At 60.1% G+C, this 20,314-nt stretch carries 15 protein-coding genes; 9 read left to right on the top strand and 6 right to left on the bottom strand.

The annotated features are described in order from the left end of the window. Window positions 1-46: 46 nt before the first annotated feature. The 6 genes from AB5Y54_RS07955 to ccoN all read right to left on the bottom strand — a co-directional run bounded on the left by AB5Y54_RS07955 (window position 47) and on the right by ccoN (window position 6,371). A complete protein-coding gene (locus AB5Y54_RS07955; RefSeq protein WP_029314548.1) occupies window positions 47-2,443 on the bottom strand; it encodes a heavy metal translocating P-type ATPase in 2,397 nt (798 codons plus the stop codon). Window positions 2,444-2,531: 88 nt separating this feature from the next. Next, window positions 2,532-3,020 (bottom strand): FixH family protein, encoded by a 489-nt coding sequence (locus AB5Y54_RS07950; protein WP_010674777.1) that lies wholly within the window; start codon window positions 3,018-3,020, stop codon window positions 2,532-2,534. A gap of 113 nt (window positions 3,021-3,133) precedes the next feature. Beyond that, window positions 3,134-4,123, bottom strand: a complete 990-nt coding sequence (gene ccoP, locus AB5Y54_RS07945; protein WP_010674776.1) for a cytochrome-c oxidase, cbb3-type subunit III — start codon at window positions 4,121-4,123, stop codon at window positions 3,134-3,136. Further along, the gene (locus tag AB5Y54_RS07940) at window positions 4,123-4,302 is read right to left on the bottom strand and encodes a CcoQ/FixQ family Cbb3-type cytochrome c oxidase assembly chaperone (protein WP_010674775.1); all 180 of its coding nucleotides are present in this window, start codon (window positions 4,300-4,302) and stop codon (window positions 4,123-4,125) included. The genes ccoP and AB5Y54_RS07940 overlap by 1 nt, the downstream gene beginning before the upstream one ends. Window positions 4,303-4,313: 11 nt before the next feature. Next, window positions 4,314-4,928, bottom strand: coding sequence for a cytochrome-c oxidase, cbb3-type subunit II (ccoO, locus tag AB5Y54_RS07935; RefSeq protein WP_010674774.1), 615 nt, complete (start codon window positions 4,926-4,928; stop codon window positions 4,314-4,316). Window positions 4,929-4,946: 18 nt separating this feature from the next. After that, on the bottom strand, window positions 4,947-6,371 hold the full coding sequence (gene ccoN / locus AB5Y54_RS07930) for a cytochrome-c oxidase, cbb3-type subunit I (protein ID WP_010674773.1): 1,425 nt from the start codon (window positions 6,369-6,371) through the stop codon (window positions 4,947-4,949). Window positions 6,372-6,650: 279 nt separating this feature from the next. On the opposite strand from ccoN, the gene AB5Y54_RS07925 reads away from it, so the two are divergent. The 9 genes from AB5Y54_RS07925 to AB5Y54_RS07885 all read left to right on the top strand — a co-directional run bounded on the left by AB5Y54_RS07925 (window position 6,651) and on the right by AB5Y54_RS07885 (window position 20,285). Next, complete coding sequence (locus AB5Y54_RS07925) at window positions 6,651-7,109, top strand: hypothetical protein (protein WP_182958613.1); 459 nt, start codon at window positions 6,651-6,653, stop codon at window positions 7,107-7,109. 108 nt (window positions 7,110-7,217) lie between these two features. Beyond that, window positions 7,218-7,676, top strand: coding sequence for a GAF domain-containing protein (locus tag AB5Y54_RS07920; protein ID WP_010674771.1), 459 nt, complete (start codon window positions 7,218-7,220; stop codon window positions 7,674-7,676). A 101-nt stretch (window positions 7,677-7,777) separates the two neighbouring features. After that, window positions 7,778-8,422, top strand: coding sequence for an RNA chaperone ProQ (gene proQ, locus AB5Y54_RS07915; protein ID WP_010674770.1), 645 nt, complete (start codon window positions 7,778-7,780; stop codon window positions 8,420-8,422). A gap of 8 nt (window positions 8,423-8,430) precedes the next feature. After that, window positions 8,431-10,446 carry a carboxy terminal-processing peptidase gene (gene prc, locus AB5Y54_RS07910; RefSeq protein WP_323899869.1) on the top strand — a complete coding sequence of 672 codons (2,016 nt, stop codon included), beginning with the start codon at window positions 8,431-8,433 and terminating at the stop codon, window positions 10,444-10,446. A 129-nt stretch (window positions 10,447-10,575) separates the two neighbouring features. Continuing rightward, entirely contained in the window at window positions 10,576-13,200 is a 2,625-nt protein-coding gene (gene pepN / locus AB5Y54_RS07905; protein ID WP_244812885.1) for an aminopeptidase N, read from the top strand. A gap of 67 nt (window positions 13,201-13,267) precedes the next feature. After that, window positions 13,268-13,489, top strand: coding sequence for a DUF2835 family protein (locus AB5Y54_RS07900; RefSeq protein ID WP_010674767.1), 222 nt, complete (start codon window positions 13,268-13,270; stop codon window positions 13,487-13,489). A 274-nt stretch (window positions 13,490-13,763) separates the two neighbouring features. After that, a complete protein-coding gene (locus AB5Y54_RS07895) occupies window positions 13,764-18,605 on the top strand; it encodes an NAD-glutamate dehydrogenase (protein WP_104452946.1) in 4,842 nt (1,613 codons plus the stop codon). 47 nt (window positions 18,606-18,652) lie between these two features. After that, the gene (gene pyrD, locus AB5Y54_RS07890) at window positions 18,653-19,663 is read left to right on the top strand and encodes a quinone-dependent dihydroorotate dehydrogenase (protein WP_039040791.1); all 1,011 of its coding nucleotides are present in this window, start codon (window positions 18,653-18,655) and stop codon (window positions 19,661-19,663) included. An 85-nt stretch (window positions 19,664-19,748) separates the two neighbouring features. Further along, window positions 19,749-20,285 (top strand): cell division protein ZapC, encoded by a 537-nt coding sequence (locus AB5Y54_RS07885; protein ID WP_041211431.1) that lies wholly within the window; start codon window positions 19,749-19,751, stop codon window positions 20,283-20,285. Window positions 20,286-20,314: the final 29 nt, after the last annotated feature.

Genomic DNA, 20,314 nt, shown 5'->3' with positions numbered 1-20,314 from the left:
GGCGAGGCAAGAGGTGCCGCCACCCGGGAGGATGCCAGATGGCTGCTCACCGGTTGAGCCGCATGGAGTTGGTGACCACGATGAGGGAGCTCAGGGACATGCCAGCAGCCGCCAGATAAGGGGGGAGCCAGCCACTTGCAGCCAGCGGCAGCACAAGCAGGTTGTAGCCGATGGACCAGGCAAAGTTCTCCTTGATGATCTTGCGAGTGCGCAGGGCCAGGGCCCGGGCGGCCAGCAGACGGGAGAGATCGTCGGCCAGCAGGATGGCGTCGGCACTGTTCTTGGCCAGATCCGTGCCCCCCGCCATGGCAAAGGACGCGTGGGCGCCGGCCAGCACAGGGGCGTCGTTGATGCCATCTCCCACCATGATGCTGATATCCCCGGCCGCTTCCCGGGCCTTGAGATAGGCCAGCTTGCCGTCCGGGGTGACCCCTTTTACCAGCTCATCGACCCCCAGCTCGCGGGCCAGCATGTCCGCCTGGTCCGAACCGTCGCCGGTGAGAATGGTGGTTTGCAGGCCTGCCTCCTTGAAGGCCTGGATCAGTGCACCGGCATCGGGGCGCAGCGTGTCGGCCAGGATGAAACGGGCCAGCAGTCCGTGTTCATCGGCCAGATAGATGGTCAGCCCTTGAGCGGCATTCTCTTCTTGCGCCAGTTCGAGCCAGCGTGCACTGCCGATGCGGTAATGCTTGCCCTCAATTACTCCCTGCACGCCGTGGCCGATGACGGGGGTGACGTCGCTGGCGGCGAGCGGCACCCCGTCCGCCAGTGGTTTGCTTCGAAACGCACGGGCGATGGGGTGCTCGGAATAGGTCTCCAGGGCCTGGGCGAGGGCGAGGCAGCGGGCTGCGTCGAGCTCGCCGAGGGGCTGGGTGCTCACCAGGCTGATGTTGCCCGTGGTCAGGGTCCCCGTCTTGTCCATCACGATGCGGTTGGCCCGGGTCAGAATGTCCAGCACGTGGCCGCGGCGCAGTAGGATGCCGCTGCGGGTCAGGTTGGCAGTGGCCGAGGTCAGTGCGGTCGGGGTGGCCAGCGAGAGGGCGCAGGGGCAGGTCGCCACCAGCACCGCCAGGGTGACCCAGAAGGCCCGCTCGGGCTCATGAAAATGCCAGAAGGTCCAGACCCCGGCCGCAATGATCAGGAGCACCAGGATAAAGTGGCGCGACAGCACGTCCGCCAGCTGGGCGATGGCGGGCTTGTCGTCCAGAGCATGATCCTGCAGGCGCATGATCTGGGCCAGGCGCGACTCTTCAATGGAATGGCTGACCCGGATCTCCAGGGGGGCATCGGTGTTGATGGTGCCTGCATAGACGGGATCTCCGGCCTGTTTGAGCAGAGGCAACTGTTCGCCAGTCAGCATGGATTCGTTGAGGCTGGCCTGGCCCAGGGTGACGATGCCGTCTGCCGGCAGGGTGGCCCCCGCGAGTACCCGCACCCTGTCTCCGACTCGCAGCGTCTTGGCGGCCACCTCGTGTTCGCCGTCATCATCGATGCGGGTTGCCATGATGGGTACCAGGCGCGCCAGGTTGGAGCTCGACTCCGACGCCTTGCGCCTCGCTCGCAGTTCCAGCAGACGGCCCAACAGCAGGAAAAAGACGAACATGGTGATGGAGTCGTAATAGACCTCACCCGTGTTGAAGACCGTGGCCCAGATGGAGGCGACGAAGGCGCCGATCAGTGCCAGCGACACCGAAACATCCATGGAGAGGTGCCCCTGCTTCAGGCTGCGCCATGCCCCCACGTAAAAAGGCTGGGCCGAGTAGATCATGATGGGGGTGGAGAGCAGAAGGCTTATCCACTTGAAGTAGATCATGAACTCCTCTTCCACGCTGATGAAGAGGTCCATGTAGAGTGCTACGGCGCACATCATCACCTGCATGGAGCCAAGGCCGGCCAGCGCCATGCGGAACATGTAGCTGCGCACCTCTTTGGCGTAGAGCGCTTCCTGCTGATGAGTCTGGAAGGGATAGGCGCGATAGCCGACCCTGGCAAAGCCCTTGAGAATGTCGCTCAAAGAGAGCTGGGCCGGATCCCACTTGATGCGGGCGCGATGGGTGGTGGTATTGACGTTGATGTAACGCAGACCGCGCAGGGTCATCAGGTGCCGCTCGATGAGCCAGGCACAGGCGGCGCAGGTCAAACCTTCCACCGTCAGTTGGATCTCGCGCGTAGTTTCGCGACCCGTACCGGTGTCGGTGACGAACTCCTGCTGCACCTCCGCCAGATCGTAGTGGGTGAGGGCGGCGAGCTCTTCGGGCACCAGTTCCCCCTTGATGCCGGGAGCGGTGCGGTGTTCGTAATAACTGGCGAGGCCGCATTCGAGAATGGTCTGTGCCACGGCCTGACAGCCAGGGCAACACATCGGCTGAACGATGCCTTTGATCTCGAGAGTAAAGTTACTGCCAGTGGGAACCGGTTCACCACAGTGAAAACAGCCGGTCATGGTGATCATCCCTCTTTGATGCAGCCCAGCAGGCCGGGTCGGGGAGAAGGGCGGCTGACCGGCGTGCCGATCACCCTGCCTTCGTGATTCAACGTCCCTTGGGATCGAGCTCAATCGCTGCCTGAGTCGGCAGTTGTGCCGTCTCCTGGAGGCGCCATTCATGGTTGAAGGCATCGACCCGCACGTGCCACTTGCCGGTGAGGGGCTTGTCCAGCATCAGGCGATAGACTCCCTTGCCATCGGCCGTCAGCAGATGTTCGCTGTCCAGGCCCGCCAACGTGGGATGAAACAGGGAGAGGTGCAGTGCCTGCCCGAGGGGGAAATCCCCGGACAGTGGATTTAACGTCAGCTCCTTGTCGCTGACATTGAGGGCGATACGGATGCCGAGCGCCTCGGCGCGATCGAACTTGCTGAGATCCTGATTAATCTCCTTGCCCTGCTTGTAGTAGTCCTCCGCTACCAGGTTGACCCCATCCTTGCTGGCAATGATGGCGGTGGCGATGCTGCCTACCACGGCGGCGCAGGGGAGGGCGATGATGAACCAGGGCCAGAATTGGCGATACCAGGGTTGGGTCATGATGCTACCGAAACAAATGGTTAACGAAATGGCGGTAATTCAGCCAACACAAGATAACAAAAAGCCTCGAAGAGTCGAGGCTTTTTGCTGATTAATCACGTGCTTATCACATGTTACTGCTGATTTTGCCGATCGTTGTGGGACAAGCTGTAAACGTAGGAGGCGAGCAGATGTACCTTGTCTTCCCCCAGAATGTCCTTCCAGGCCGGCATCACGCCGTGACGACCGTGGGTGATGGTCTGTTCGACCACCTGACGGGAGCCGCCATAGAGCCAGATGTTGTTGGTCAAGTCGGGGGCGCCGAAGGCGATGCCGCCCTTGGCATCCGGGCCGTGGCAGGCGGCGCACATGGCAAAGCGTGCTTCCCCTTTCTTGGCTTCCACCAGATCAACCTTGCGACCGGAGAGGCTCAGCACATAGGAGGCCACCTCCTTCACCCCGTCCTGACCCAGGATCTCGCCCCAAGCGGCCATGATCCCCTGACGACCGCCCATGATGGTGGTCTTGATCTGGTCGGGTGCGCCGCCCCACTGCCATTCGCTGTCGGTCAGGTTCGGGAAACCGCGGCCACCGCGGGCATCGGAGCCATGACACTGGGAACAGTTTTGCAGGAACAGGCGCTGACCCACCTTCAGGGCTTCCGGATCCTTGGCGATCTCGGTGATCTCCTTGTAGCTCTTGCCGTCAGCCTGATAGGTCAGCTCGCGGAACTTGGCGCCGTAGATCTCGTCGGCCTTGGCAAGTTCCCGATCGTATTCCACCGCGCGTCCTTCGGCCTTGGCGGAAGCCGCCGCTGCCTTGGACTCGGCCAGGGAACGTACATCCTGGTTGGAGCTCTGCCAGCCCAGCAGACCCTTGAAGTTGCCAAGGCCCGGGAAGGCGAGCAGGTAGATGAGCCCGGTGACGATGAAGAAGAGGAACATATAGGACCACCACTTCGGCAGGGGATTGTTGATCTCCTCGATGCCGTCGAAGGTGTGACCCATGGGTTTGCCCTCTTCGGCCCCCATCTTGTCCTTCATGCACCAGGCCAGCAGCAGGAAGCAGCCGAGAATGGTGCCAAGGCTTATGACGGTCACAAAAATGCTAAACAGAGTGCTCATTATTGCTTCGCTCCTGCGTTCTTGTTATCAGCACTGGGTTGCTCGTCATCGGCAAAAACCAGGTTGGCGGCCTCGTCGAAAGAAGCCTTGCGGCGCTTGCTGTAGGCCCAGACGATGATGCCAATCATGATGACCATCAGCAGCAGGGTGTACAGGCCGCGAAATGTGCCGTAATCCATATCCCGACTCCTTATTTCAGGGCATGGCCCAGTGATTGCAGATAGGCGATCAGCGCATCCAGCTCGGTCTTGCCCTTGACGGCCTCACCGGCACCGGCGATGTCGGCATCGGTATAGGGCACGCCGAAGTGATCCCGGAACAGAGCCAGCTTCTTGCCGGTCAGCTCGCCGCTCAGCACATTGGTCTCGAGCCAGGGGAAGGCCGGCATGTTGGACTCGGGCACCACGTCGCGCGGGTTGATGAGGTGGGCGCGATGCCAGTCATCGGAGTAGCGGCCGCCGACCCGGGCCAGATCCGGGCCGGTACGCTTGGAGCCCCATAGGAAGGGGTGCTCCCACACGCTCTCGCCGGCAACCGAGTAGTGGCCGTAGCGTTCGGTCTCGGCGCGGAACGGGCGGATCATCTGGCTGTGGCAGACGGTGCAGCCTTCGCGGATGTAGATGTCGCGTCCTTCCATCTGCAGGGCGGTGTAGGGCTTGAGGCCCTCCACCGGCTCGTTGGTCTGCTTCTGGAAGAACAGGGGGGTGATTTCCACCAGGCCCCCCAGGCTGATGGCGAAGATGATGCCAATCACCAGCATGGGGACGCTTTTTTCAAAAATCTCGTGACGGTTGTTGTTGCTCATGCTTTAAACCCCTTCAAATCAGGCTGGCTGTGCGACGGGTTCCAGAGAACCCTTGGGCGCAGTGACGGTGCGATAGGCGTTGTAGGCCATCAGCAGCATGCCGGTGACGAAGAAGCAGCCACCCAGGAAGCGCACGAAGTAGAAGGGATAGGAAGCTTGCAGCGCCTCCACGAAGCTGTAGGTCAGGGTGCCGTCGTCGTTGACCGCACGCCACATCAGACCCTGCATCACACCGGAAATCCACATGGCGACGATATAGAGCACGGTGCCCACGGTGGCCAGCCAGAAGTGGACGTTGATGAGCTTGATGCTGTACATGCGCCCCTGCCCGAACAGGTTCGGGATCAGGTGGTAGACGGCACCGATGGACACCATGGCAACCCAGCCCAGGGCACCGGAGTGAACGTGACCGATAGTCCAGTCGGTGTAGTGGGAGAGGGCGTTGACGGTCTTGATCGCCATCATGGGGCCTTCGAAGGTCGACATGCCGTAGAACGACAGGGAGACGATCAGGAAGCGCAGGATGGGGTCATAACGCAGCTTGTGCCAGGCACCCGAGAGGGTCATGATGCCGTTGATCATGCCGCCCCAGGAGGGCACGAACAGGATGAGGGACATCACCATGCCCAGCGACTGGGCCCAGTCAGGCAGGGCGGTATAGTGCAGGTGGTGCGGACCGGCCCAGATATAGAGGGAGATCAGCGCCCAGAAGTGCACGATGGAGAGGCGGTAGGAGTAGACGGGGCGACCCGCCTGCTTGGGCACGAAATAGTACATCATGCCAAGGAAGCCCGCTGTCAGCAGGAAGCCCACCGCGTTGTGGCCATACCACCACTGCACCATGGCATCCATGGCACCGGAGTACATGGAGTAGGACTTCATGCCGGAGAGCGGCACTTCCATGTTGTTGACGATGTGCAGTACGGCCACCGTGATGATGAAGGCACCGAAGAACCAGTTCGCCACATAGATGTGGGAGGTGGTGCGCTTGACCAGGGTGCCGAAGAAGACGATGGCATAGCTCACCCAGACCACGGCGATGGCGATGTCGATGGGCCACTCCAGCTCGGCGTACTCTTTGGAGGTGGTGTACCCCAGCGGCAGCGAGATGGCTGCAGACAGAATGATCGCTTGCCAGCCCCAGAACACGAAGGAGGCGAGGGGACCACCAAACAGTCGGACCTGGCAGGTGCGCTGCACCACGTAGAAGGAGGTGGCCATCAGGGCGCTGCAACCAAATGCGAAGATGACCGCATTGGTATGCAGGGGACGCAGACGGCTGTACGTCAGCCAGGGGGTGTCGAAGTTGAGGGCAGGCCAGATCAGCTGGGCTGCAATCAATACACCCACCGACATGCCGACGATACCCCAAACAATCGTCATGACGGTGAACTGGCGCACAACGGTGTAGTTGTACTCAGGGTGGTTTGTTGTATGGCTCATCGTTGTATTCCGCTTCCGATGCTGTTGTTTGTGTTGCCCGGTGTCCTGGGCCATTTTCACCCCGGTTTTGCAAAATCCTCTCGTTAACATCTGTTAATAAAAGGAAAAGCAAAAGGTGGTTAAATGAAAATCCATTGAGAATGATACTGAAATGATCGGTAAAATAACAGTACAAACAGTGATATATTTGGCTCCAGCGGGTCTCATGCCCGCCAGTTTTTACCTTGCGCCAGATCACGAAAATTACATTTACAAAGTACCTTACAGAGCTGTTTTTTCATGAAAGAGAGACTCACTTCACGCAAAATCGTCCACCTGTCCATGGTGCTGGTCATTTTGCTCTCCCTGATGGCCTATCGAACCTGGTTTTCAGGCACTGGAAGCGATCATGAAGAGGGCACCAATGTTCAGATTTGTGATCTGTCCCACAGCCCCTGCCGCCTCATCGTCGGGGATCGCCCGCTGACGGTCAGCATTGATGGCTTGCCGATCCGCCCTGAACATGACTTTGTCCTGCGCCTTCAAGGGGGGGGGCCGGCCATCACGCCGGTCAAGGCCTGGCTCGAGGGCAAGGAGATGTTCATGGGGCTCATCCCCGTGCAGTTTGAACCCAGCCAAGCGGGGTGGCGAGGGGTGACCCAGGTGGGAAGTTGTACGACCGAGGCGATGGACTGGCTCCTGACCATCGAGTGGAGCAATGGCCAGCGCCATCAACTGACGTTGGGCGCGGCACGTTGAACGGACTCTCATCGGGCCCCAGGAGGGGGGATAAATGAAAATTGATTTGAAATTTTCAGGCAGGACGGTACCTTGCATTGATTATCAAAGAGTGAAGTTCATTTAATCATGATTGAAAAACAAGCATTTTATCGCACGCTCAACCAGCAGGCCCAGGCATTGCTAGAGGGCGAACCCGACATGATCGCCACCCTGGCAAACCTGTCTGCCCTGCTCAATCAGGAACTGGCTGACATCAACTGGGTTGGTTTCTACCTGCTGCAAGGAGAGACCTTGGTGCTCGGCCCGTTCCAGGGCAAGCCGGCCTGTGTGCGCATCCCGGTCGGGCGCGGCGTCTGTGGCACAGCGGTGGCCGAGGGCAAGACCCAGCTGGTGGACGACGTGCACCAGTTTGCGGGTCACATCGCCTGTGACGGTGCCAGCAACTCGGAAATCGTGATCCCGCTGCGCCGTGGCGGGGAGATCATCGGGGTGCTGGACATCGACAGTCCAATCTTTAACCGCTTTGACGAGCAGGACCGGATTGGCCTCGAAGAAACGGTGCAAATTTTGGAAAGCATGCTCTAAGTCATTGCTAGATGGTTCGCAAAAGGTCCCAAGCTCTCTATAATGGGGCCTTTGTTGTGTTCGGGCATGCCCGTGCGTCTATATGAAAGCCAAGGTTATACATGGAAAACACTGAAAAGCTGAAGAACAGTAAAGAGATCGTCGCCTACCTGGTCGAGAAATTCCCGGCCTGCTTCATCGCTGAAGGAGAGGCCAAGCCACTCAAGATTGGCATCTTCCAGGATCTGGCCGCGCGTCTTGCTGATGACGAGAGAGTCTCCAAGACCATGCTGCGCTCTGCTCTGCGTCAATACACCTCCAGCTGGCGTTACCTGCATGGCCTCAAGGCTGGCCAGGCCCGTGTCGATCTGGACGGCAACCCGGGCGAGCTGCTCACCGAAGAGCACATCGAGCATGCCAAACAGGCGCTCAAAGAGAGCAAGGAACGTGTCTTTGCCAGCCGCCGCACCAACACCAAGGAGAAGGAAGACAAGCCCAAGCAGCCGCGTCGCAACGCGCCGCGCAAGGCTGACGCTCCCCGCTCCGACAAGCCCAAGTCCGCCCCTGCTCCCAAGGCTGCACCGGTCGCCGATGCGCCGCTGGTGAAAGTGGATGCCGCTACCCTGAAAGTCGAGCAGGGCGTGCGCGTCGTGCTGGGCAAGTCCCCTGTGCCTGCGACCATCAAGGAAGTGACCAAGGATGACGTACAGGTTCAATTGCAGACCGGCATGATGTTGCGGGTCAAGTTCGAGCATCTGGTTCTCTAAGGAGACGAATGTTGAAGCATGGCGTGATTCGTTTTTCACTCGTTGCCTGTAGTCTGGCGCTTGCCGGGCTCGCACAGGCCATCGAGCCGGTGCTCAAGGAAAGTGATTTGCCTGTGTTGGCTCAAGAGAGCCAACATGCTACGGCCAGCAAGCGAATTGCCAATCTGTTTACCCGCTCCCACTACAAACAGTTCAAGCTGGACGACGCCTTTTCCTCCGTGATCTTTGACAAGTATCTGGAGAATCTGGACTACAGCCGCAACCTGTTTCTGGCCTCTGACATCAGCCGTTTTGAGAAATATCGTACCGGTTTTGACACCGACCTCGAGCGAGGGCGGCTGGCTCCGGCCTACGAGATGTTCAACCTGAGTCAGCAGCGGCGGTACGAGCGGTTCGAATACGCCCTCAAACTGCTCGACACTCCCTTCGATTTTACCCAGAAAGACAATTACGTCTTCGATCGGGAAGGGGCTCCCTGGCCCAAGGATGAAGCCGAGCTCAACGAGCTGTGGCGTCAGCGGGTCAAGTTCGATGCCCTGAGCCTCAAGCTCAGCGGCAAGGAGTGGCCCGAGATCAAGGAGCTGCTTGGCAAGCGTTACAACAACGCCATCAAGCGGATGTTCCAGACCGAGAGCGAGGACGTGTTCCAGCTCTTCATGAACTCCTTCGCCCGCGCCATTGAACCGCACACCAGCTATCTGTCTCCGCGCAGCGCCGATCGGTTCAACACCGAGATGAACCTCTCGCTGGAGGGGATTGGTGCCGTGCTGCAGGCGGAAGATGACTTCACCGTCATCCGCTCCCTGGTGCCCGGCGGCCCGGCGGCCAAGTCCAATCACCTGAAACCCGATGACAAGATCACCGGGGTGGGGCAGGACGACGGCAAGATTGTGGATGTCATAGGCTGGCGTCTTGACGACGTGGTCGAGCTCATCAAGGGGCCCAAGGGCAGCAAGGTGAAGCTGGAGATCCAGCGCGGCAAGGGCGCGACCGCCAAGACCGAGCTGGTGGAGCTGGTGCGTGACAAGGTGCGTCTGGAAGACAGAGCCGCCAAGTCCAAGGTGATCACCGCCGAGGGCAAGAAGATCGGCGTGCTCGAGATCCCGAGCTTCTACGTCAACCTGCACGACGACGTGATCAAGGAGATCTCCAGCCTCAACAAGCAGAAGATCGACGGCCTCATCGTCGATCTGCGCGGCAACGGTGGCGGTGCCCTGACGGAAGCCTCCGCCCTGAGCGGTCTCTTCTTTGCCAGCGGCCCCGTGGTGCAGATCCGTGATCACATGGGTCGCATCACCGTCAATGGAGACGACGACGGCAATGTCTACTACGGTGGCCCCATGTCGGTGATGATCGACCGCTACAGCGCCTCGGCCTCCGAGATCTTTGCCGCCGCCATGCAGGACTATGGTCGTGCGCTGATCCTCGGCGAAAACTCGTTCGGCAAGGGGACGGTGCAGCAGCATCGCAGCCTCGCCAAGGTCTATGACTTCTACGAGCAGCCGCTGGGTCACGTGCAGTACACCATCGCCAAGTTCTACCGTATCGATGGCGGCAGCACCCAGAACAAGGGGGTTGCTCCCGATATCGCCTTCCCGACCGCAGTGGCGCCGGGTGAGACGGGGGAGAGCCGCGAGTTCAACGCCTTGCCCTGGGACAAGATCGCCTCGGCCAGCTACGAGCGACTGGGGGACTTCTCCAGCCTGCTGCCCAAGCTGAAATCGGCCCACGAGGCGCGGATCACCAAGGATCCGGAATTTGCCTATGTGCTGCAGGACATCAAGGAGTATCAGGCGGACAAGGACAAGAAGTCGGTCTCCCTGAACGAAGCCGAGCGGCTGGCTGAACAGGCCAAACAGGATGAGAAGGCGCTGGCGCGAGCCAACGAGCGGCTGACCCGTCTTGGCAAGCCGACGGTGAAGAGCCTGGATGAACTGCCGACCGATTTCGAGGCACCTGACGAATACCAGGTGGAAGCGGCCAACATCACGGCGGATCTGGCCACCCTCAGCAAGAAGAGCTGATGCTGGCAACGAAATGACAAGGGCGACTCGGGTCGCCCTTTCTTTTGCCTGAATGCAAACTATTTGACCCTGTCCGAGCCTTGTGACAGCCTCTGACACGTCAATAACAAAGCGTGGAAGCACACAATAATGACTGAACAACCTCAGGCCATGACGGCCAAATATCGCCAGGATTACCAGGCTCCCCTCTATTGGTGTGACAGCCTGGATCTCGATTTTCAGCTGCAAGAGCCCCTGACCCGGGTCACCGCCATTTCCCGTTTGCGTCGCAGCGGCGATCACAACGAACCCCTGGTGCTGGACGGCGAGGGGCTTGACCTTGTCAGCGTCATTGTGGATGGCGTGCCCTATCAGCAATACGAGCAGGGAGAGAGCAGCCTGACCCTGTTCAACCTGCCGGCCGAGTGCGTGCTGACCGTGGTCACCGACATCGATCCCGCCGCCAACACGGCGCTGGAGGGGCTCTACAAATCCGGCGATGCCTATTGCACCCAGTGCGAGGCCGAGGGCTTTCGTCGTATCACCTATTACATGGACAGGCCGGACATCCTGGCCCGTTACAGTACCCGCATCACCGCCGACAAGGCCAAGTACCCCTATCTGCTCTCCAACGGCAACAAGGTCGCGAGCGGCGATCTGGACGACGGTCGCCACTTCGTGCAGTGGCAGGATCCCTTCCCCAAACCGAGCTACCTCTTCGCCTTGGTGGCGGGGGACTTCGATGTGGAACGCAACCACTTCATTACCAAAAGCGGCCGCCAGGTGGCGCTCGAGATCTTCGTGGACAAGGGCAACCTGGACCGCGCCGGTTTCGCCATGGAGAGCCTCATCAACTCCATGCGCTGGGACGAGCAGCGTTTCGGCCTCGAGTATGACCTCGACATCTACATGATCGTGGCGGTGGACTTCTTCAACATGGGGGCCATGGAGAACAAGGGGCTCAACATCTTCAACTCCAAGTTCGTGCTGGCCAACCCGGCCACTGCCACCGATGCGGACTACCACGGCATCGAGCGGGTGATCGGCCACGAATATTTCCACAACTGGACCGGCAACCGCGTCACCTGCCGCGACTGGTTCCAGTTAAGCCTCAAAGAGGGACTGACGGTGTTCCGGGATCAGGAGTTCTCCTCCGATCTGGGGTCGCGCGGCGTCAACCGCATCAACAACGTGCGCACCGTGCGCGGTCCGCAGTTTGCCGAAGATGCCGGCCCCATGGCCCACCCCATCCGCCCGGATGTGGTGATCGAGATGAACAACTTCTACACCCTGACCGTCTACGAGAAGGGCTCTGAAGTGATCCGCATGATGCACACCCTGCTGGGGGAGGACGCCTTCCAGGCGGGCATGCGACTCTACTTCGAGCGTCACGACGGCTCTGCTGCCACCTGCGACGACTTCGTGCAGGCGATGGAGGATGCCTCCGGGGTGGATCTCGCTCGCTTCCGCCGCTGGTACAGCCAGTCCGGCACCCCCGAGCTCACCGTGACCGACGAATACGATGCCGAAAGCGGTGTCTATCGTCTGCACGTGAGCCAGCACACGCCGCCGACCCAGGATCAGCCACAAAAGCTGCCGCTGCATATCCCCCTCGACATCGAGCTCTACGATGCACAGGGTGCCGTCATCCCGCTGCAATACCAGGGCAAGGCCATCGGCAATGTGCTGGACGTGCTGGAAGCACAGCAGACGTTCGAATTCGATCGAGTGCCGGTCAGACCGATACCCTCCCTGCTGCGAGACTTCTCCGCCCCGGTCAAGCTGCACTATGACTACAGCGACGAGGCCCTGGCCTTCCTGATGCGTCATGCCCGCAACGAGTTTGCCCGCTGGGACGCCGCCCAGATGCTGATCAACAAGGCGGTGATCGACGGGGTGGCCCGGGTCCAGCACGGGCAGGGGGTTGAACTCTCCCACACCCTGCTGGCGGCCTTTGTCGCCATTCTGGACGAGGCTGCACTGGATCCCGCCCTCAAGGCAGAGATCCTGGCCCTGCCGGGAGAGGCGACCCTGGCCGAGCTGTTCGAGGTGGCCGATATCGACGCCATCCACCAGGTGCGCAACGGGATCCAGACCGCATTGGCCCACGCCTTCGGCGACCGCCTGCTGGCGTGCTACGAGAGCCTGCGTCTGCCGGCTTATCAGGTGGTCCATGCCGACATGGCCAAACGGGCCCTCAAGGGCGTGGTGCTGGGTTATCTGGCGGCGCTGGATGCCGCGAAGGCCGATACCCTGGTGCGCGAGCAGTACGGGGCCGCCGACAACATGACCGACACCCTGGCTGCACTCCAGGTGGCCAACAGCCATCTGCTGCCGTGCCGCGCCGCGCTTTTGGCCGACTTCGAAGGCAAGTGGGCCCATGATGGCCTGGTACTGGACAACTGGCTGCGGCTGGTGGGCGCCAAGCCGGCCAAGGATGTGCTCGATGACGTGAAGCAGGCGATGGCGCACCCGACCTTCAGCATCCGCAACCCGAACCGGCTGCGGGCGCTCATCGGCAGCTTCGCCATGAACAACCAGGTGCAGTTCCACGCCGCCGATGGCAGCGGCTATCGCTTCCTGACCGATCTCTTGATCGAGCTCAACGAGGTCAATCCCCAGGTGGCGTCCCGCCTCATCACCCCGCTTATCCAGTTCAAGCGGCTCGATGAGGGGCGCAAGGCGCTGGTTCGCGCCGAGCTGACCCGCCTGGCCAACCTGGACGGGCTGGCGCGGGATCTGTTCGAGAAGGTGAGCAAGGCGCTGGCACAATAAGCGTCACGACGGCGGGCAGGGGAGTCTGGCTCTCCTGCCCGTTTTTCATGGATGACCAGGAGGTGACATGAGGCAATACACTTTTCGGCTCTCCCTTGGCCGCGACGAGATCATGTTGATGTACCAGGGGCAGGTGAACCGCCTGGTGGTACGTACCGAGCAGGGTCTGACCCTGGAGCTGGGGTTGGAGAAAATCCGGCGTTTTGTGTCGGAGAGCGGCGTTCACGGCTACTTTCGACTGAAAACCCAGGACGATCATCGCTTCATTTCCCTGGAACGCATAAATTAACAAAACTTGAACATCAATCCGGGTAAATATCTGCTTTAAGTCACTATCTATCCGGTAAATGGCGCGGCATCCAGTGCGATTTTCTGAATTTTGCCAACTTGGCAAAATTTATCACAACCCAAGCCGTGATCTGTCCCTTGTTTTTAACATCCCGTTATCACCTTTGCTCGCCTTCCTTGATCCAAGCCATTACACTTCGCTGCAACTCTGTACCGGCGCGCATCCTGGGTGGATGTCGCCGTGTCTGTGATGTCGTCCGATAAGGAAACTAGCAATGGCATTGAAAGACGCCCCTACATCCGTTCTGCTCGAAAACGTTCTCAGTCTGATCCACCAGAAATTGCCGAAAAACAGTGCCTCCCTGGTCGAATGTTTCGTTGCCAAGTTCTACGGCAACATGGCCAGCACTGATCTGCATGACCGCAATGACAGCGATCTCTATGGCGCCGCCCTCAGTCTGTGGAATGCCCTCAACCACCGTACCGGCATCGAGCCCTATATCCGGGTCTACAACCCCGAGCTGACCCGCCACGGATGGCAGTCTCCTCATACCATCGTCGAGATCATCCTGCAGGATTCCCCCTTCCTGGTGGACTCCATCCGCATGGCGCTCAAGCGTCTCAATATCACCGCCCACATGATGCTTCACCAGCCGCTGCACCTGATCCGCGGCGAAGGCGGCAAGATTGGCGCCATCCTGGATCTGGACAATACCGCAGAGCAGACCTCGGTGGAAACCGCCTTTCTCATCGAAATCGATCACCTGACCGGTGAAGAGGAGATGGACGCCCTGACTGCCGAGCTCAACTCGGTCGCGCGGGAAGTGGCCCTGGCGGTGGGAGACTGGCAGCCCATGCTGGCGCGCCTGAACGAGATCATCGAGGAGCTGCCCAAACGCAAGAACCCGGTCAGCCAGGCCGAGGTGGACTCCTGCGTCGCCTTCCTCAAATGGGTGGCCGCCCACAACTTCACCCTGATGGGTTATCGTCGCTACGACGTCAAGGCGGTGGAGGGGGATCACGAGATCCTGCCGCAGCCCGAGTCCAGCCTGGGGCTGATGAAGAACTCCATCAAGGACGAAGGCCAGCGCCTCGGCATCATGCCCGCCAGCGCCCGTCACGCGGCCCTCAGTTCCAACTTGCTGATCCTCACCAAGTCCAACAGCAAGTCCCGGGTACATCGTCCGGCCTATGTGGACTACATCGGCATCAAGCGTTTCGACGAGCACGGCAAGGTGGTGGGAGAGGATCGCTTCATCGGCCTTTATGCCTCCTCCATCTACAACACCAGTGCGACCCAGATCCCCCTCATCAGCCACCGCCTCGAGCGCATCATGGCCGCCTCCGGCTTTGAGTCGGGCTCCCATGCCTACAAGGCGTTGCTGAACGTGCTGGAAACCTACCCGCGCGACGAGCTGATCCAGGCCCGTGAAGAGGAGCTGCTGGCCACCGGTCTCGGGGTGCTGGAGATGCAGGAGCGGGACATGCTGCGCCTGTTCGTGCGCCGCGACGTCTACGGCCGCTTCTTCTCCTGCATGGTCTATGTCACCAAGGAGCGCTACAACACGGCGCTGCGGGTCAAGACCCAGCAGATTTTGCAGAAATATTTTGGCAGCAGCATCGATGTGGAGTTCAACGTCTACTTCACCGAGGGCGTGCTGGCACGGACCCACTACATAGTGCGGGTCAACAACAACAACGTGGATGTGGATGTGAACGAAGTACAGAACAACCTGATTGAAGCGGCCCGCAGCTGGGATGACCGCCTGGATTCCGTGCTGCTTTCCCACTATGGCGAGGCCCGCGGTAACGAGCTGCGCCGCCGTTTCAGCACCGCCTTCCCCCGTGCCTACAAGGAAGATGTGCTGCCGGGCTCTGCCGTCGCGGACATCATGGCCCTGGATGGATTGAGCGAGGCCGAGCCGCTTGGCATGCTGTTCTACCGCGCCCAGGAGGAGGAGAACGATCGCCGGGTACGCCTCAAGCTGTTCCACCGAAGCGAACCCATCCACCTCTCCGACGTCCTGCCCATGCTGGAAAACATGGGGCTGCGCGTCATCGGCGAGACCCCGTATCAGGTACGGACCCCCACCGGCGAGGTGTTCTGGATCCTCGATTTCTCCATGCTGCTGCGCGGTGAGCAGCCGTTCGATCTGGAGCAGAGCCAGCAGCGCTTCCAGCAGGCCTTCGCCGCCATCTGGAACAAGACCCTGGAAGATGACGGCTTCAACCGTCTGGTGCTGGGGGCCGGCCTCACCGGTCGTCAGGTATCCGTGCTGCGGGCCTATGCCAAATACATGCGCCAGACCGGTGTCTCCTTCAGCCAGTCCTACATCGAGGAGACCCTGACCCGTTATCCGGACATCGCCCAACTGCTGTTCACTCTGTTCGAACAGCGCCTGGATCCGGCCATCAAGCAGGATGCCAAGGTACAGGCCAAGCTGCACGAGGAGCTTGCGGCCAAGCTGGATCAGGTCGCCAACCTGGATGACGATCGCATCATTCGCCGTTATGTGGAGATGATCGACGCCACCCTGCGCACCAACTACTACCAGCTGGACAAGGCGGGCAACATCAAGCCTTACATCTCCTTCAAGCTGGCCCCCTCCAGCATCACCGACATGCCGCTGCCGCTGCCGAAGTTCGAGATCTTCGTCTACTCCCCGCGAGTGGAAGGGGTACACCTGCGCTGGGGCAAGGTGGCCCGTGGCGGCCTGCGCTGGTCCGATCGCAAGGAGGACTTCCGCACCGAAGTGCTGGGCCTGGTGAAAGCCCAACAGGTGAAGAACACCGTTATCGTGCCGGTGGGCGCCAAGGGCGGCTTCTATTGCAAGCAGATGCCGGCAGGCGCCCCCCGTGCCGTCATTCAGGAGGAGGGCAAGGCCTGCTACCGTCTGTTCATCCGCGGCCTGCTCGACGTGACCGACAACATCATCGGCGGCGAGGTGATCCCGCCAAAATCCGTGGTGCGTCACGACGAGGATGACTACTACCTGGTAGTGGCCGCCGACAAGGGCACCGCCACCTTCTCCGACATCGCCAACGAAATCAGCCTCGAATACGGCCACTGGCTCGGCGATGCGTTCGCCTCCGGCGGCTCGGTCGGCTATGACCACAAGAAGATGGGCATCACCGCCCGCGGCGCCTGGGAATCGGTCAAGCGCCACTTCCGTGAGATTGGCATCAACTGCCAGACCACCGACTTCACCTGCGTGGGGATAGGTGACATGGCCGGCGACGTGTTCGGCAACGGCATGCTGCTCTCCGAGCACATCCAGCTGGTGGGCGCCTTCAACCACATGCACATCTTCGTCGACCCGACCCCGGATGCGGCCGGGAGCTTCGTCGAGCGCAAGCGCCTGTTCGAGCTGCCCGGCTCCAGCTGGGATGACTACAACCGTGAGCTCATCTCCAAGGGGGGCGGCATCTTCCTGCGCTCTGCCAAGTCCATCAAGCTGAGCCCGGAAATGCAGACCCTGCTCGGCACCGACAAGAGCGGCATGGCCCCGAACGAGCTGATCAAGGCGCTGCTCTGCCTGAACGTCGACCTGCTCTGGAACGGCGGCATCGGCACCTATGTGAAGAGCGCCCGCGAGAGCGACGCCGACGTCGGGGATCGCAGCAACGACGTGCTGCGGGTCAATGGTCGTGACCTGCGTGCCCGCATCGTGGGCGAGGGTGGCAATCTTGGCTTCACCCAGCTTGGCCGGGTGGAGTACGCGAGCCAGGGTGGTCGCATCAACACCGACTTCACCGACAACGTGGGCGGGGTGGATTGCTCCGACAACGAGGTCAACATCAAGATCCTGCTCAACCAACTGGTGGCCGCCGGGGATCTGACTCTCAAGCAGCGCAACCAGATGCTCTACGATATGACGGATGCGGTGGCCCAGGTGGTCATCACCAACGCCTATCGCCAGTCACAATCCATCTCGGTGACCGCCTTCCGTGGTGCTGAGCAGCTGAAAGAGCAGCAGCGCTTCATCCAGGGGCTGGAGCGGGAAGGCAAGCTGGACCGGGCGCTCGAGTTCCTCCCCTCCGACGAGGAGCTCTCCGAGCGGATGGCGGCAGGGCAGGGGCTGACCCGACCCGAGCTGGCGGTGCTGGTGGCTTACGGCAAGATGGTTCTCAAAGAGCAGCTCAACTGCCCGGAAGTAACCGAAGAGCCCTTCCTCGCCAACATGCTGGTCACCAGTTTCCCGACCCAGTTGCAGCAGCAATTTGGCGCTGCCCTGGCCCAGCACCCGCTGCGAGGCGAGATCATCGCGACCCGGGTGGCCAACATGCTGGTCAACGACATGGGGCTCAACTTCGCCAGCCGGATGAAGGACGAGACCGGTGCCTCGGTGGCGGAAGTGGTCTGCTGCTTCGCCATGGCCCGGGAAGTGTTCGGCCTCGGCGCCCTGTGGCGTGACATCGAAGGGTGTGACAACGGGGTGGATGCCCAGACCCAGCTCGAGCTGATGTTCTACAGCCGCCGCATCGTACGCCGCGCCACCCGCTGGTTCCTGCGCGCCCGCAACCGCAGCTGGAGCATCGGCGAGAACATCGCCTTCTTCCGCCCGGCCTTCGAGACCCTGAGTCAGCACCTTTATGAGGTAATGGACGAGAGCGAAGTGGCCGAACACAGCCAGGCGGTCGCCGCCCTGATGGAGAAACAGGTGCCGGAGGCCATCGCCCGTCGCGTGGCCCACATGAGCAGCCTCTTCTCCTGCCTGGATCTGGCGCAGATTGCCGCGGAGCACAAGACCGACATCCTGCGGGTTGCCAACGTCTACTACCGCCTGGGTGCAAAGCTGGATCTGCACTGGTTCCTCGAACAGATCAACCATCAGCCGGTGGGCAACCACTGGCAGGCGATGGCGCGGGCCTCCTTCCGCGAAGATCTGGACTGGCAGCAACGCAGCCTCACCTCCGTGGTACTGGAAGGGTGCAAAGAGCAGGGGGAATGCGCTACCATACTGGCCGACTGGATTTCGGAGCATGAGCAACTCTTGTCCCGTTGGACCCACATGTTGGCCGACTTCAAGACCACGAGCACGCACGAGTTCGCCAAGTTCTCGGTGGCCTTGCGAGAGTTGAACCTGCTCCAGTTGAATTGCCGAACCTCGGCATAACCCCAAAAGCCCCGGCCAGTTGCCGGGGCTTTTTTTAAGGAGCAAGCATGCTGTACCCACTCGCCAGGCATTTCCTGTTCAAACTCAATCCGGAGCAGGCTCACGATCTCTCCATCAAATATTTGCCCCGCCTTCTCGGTACCCCGCTTGATTGTTTCTTCCGCCATTCTCTGCCCAAACGCCCCGTCACCGTCATGGGGCTTAATTTTGCCAATCCGGTGGGGTTGGCCGCCGGTCTGGATAAAGACGGGGAGTGCATCGATGCCTTCGGCGCCATGGGGTTCGGTTTCATCGAGGTCGGTACCGTGACCCCCAGACCCCAGAGCGGCAATGACAAGCCTCGTCTCTTCCGGGTGATCCCGGCCGAGGGGATCATCAATCGCATGGGATTCAACAACAAGGGAGTCGATCACCTAGTGGCTAAGGTGAAAGAGGCCAAATATCAGGGAGTGATCGGCATCAATATCGGCAAGAACAAGGACACCCCCATCGAGCAGGGCAAGGATGATTACCTTCTCTGCATGGACAAGGTGTATGACCACGCCGGTTATATTGCGGTCAATATTTCCTCGCCAAACACCCCGGGTCTGCGTCAATTGCAATATGGCGATGCACTGGATGAACTGCTGGCCGCATTGAAACAGCGTCAACAGGAGCTGGCCGAGAAATATAAAAAGTATGTGCCGCTGGCCGTGAAAATTGCCCCGGATCTGTCACTCGATGAAATAGATCAGGTAGCCGCCTCTTTGATCAAGAACCGTATTGACGGTGTCATCGCCACCAATACCACTCTGGAGCGGGAGATGATATATGACATGCCCCATGCCGCAGAGGCTGGCGGGCTCAGCGGTCGTCCGCTCCAGCACAAGAGCACCGAGGTGATTCGCCACCTGGCCAAGGCCCTCGACGGCGCCCTGCCCATTATCGGTGTGGGTGGTATCGACAGCGCCATGGCGGCTCGGGAAAAACTGGCAGCGGGTGCCAGTCTTGTCCAGATTTACAGCGGCTTTATTTATAAAGGGCCGAGTCTGGTCAAAGAGATCGTTACCCATATTTAAAAAATAACCGGTTGCCCTTATTTAACGTTGCTCAAATTCTCGACATGGAATAAAGTCGAGGGACGGCTTAGATAAGGGCACCACCATGTGTATTCAACCCAATGACAATTGGCAGTGGCATTATGACGCTCAGGATGATCGCCTGATGCTGGATTTGTCCGATCGCATGATATTTGCCACCGAATATAAAGGTCGACAACTTGTTCCCTGTTCTTTCACCACCCAGCCTTTTTGTGTGGATGATGCCGCCCTCTATTACCAGTTGATGGACAAGGCTGCTGAACTCGACTGGAGTACGCCCCACCAGGTCCAGCTGGTCCTCAATGCCATCGCCGTCAGCCGTTTTTATAAACCCCTGATGCCGCAAAGCTGGTTCTTTCATGAACAGCAGGCTCATGTTATTCCAGAGATGGGATCCCTGGTGTGGATGGATACTCCCCACGGTCGGGGGGAATTCATGGTCATCGAAGCCGGCGATCAGGCGAGCGTTTGCCTGAACCTGACCGACGAACTGGTGCTGACCAACAGCAAGACGCTGCCGCGCTTTGCCGTGATCAAGGTGATGAATAACCGGATGCAAGCCAGAGTCCGGGCACAGACACAATATCGGGAAGTGGGCTGACGATGGGGCCGTTATATGGCGACGAATAA

This window comes from Aeromonas sp. s9, assembly GCF_040907765.1.
Taxonomy (GTDB): Bacteria; Pseudomonadota; Gammaproteobacteria; order Enterobacterales; family Aeromonadaceae; genus Aeromonas; species Aeromonas caviae.
Note: the sequence above shows the minus strand (reverse complement) of the source record. Positions and strands in the feature narration are given on the sequence as shown.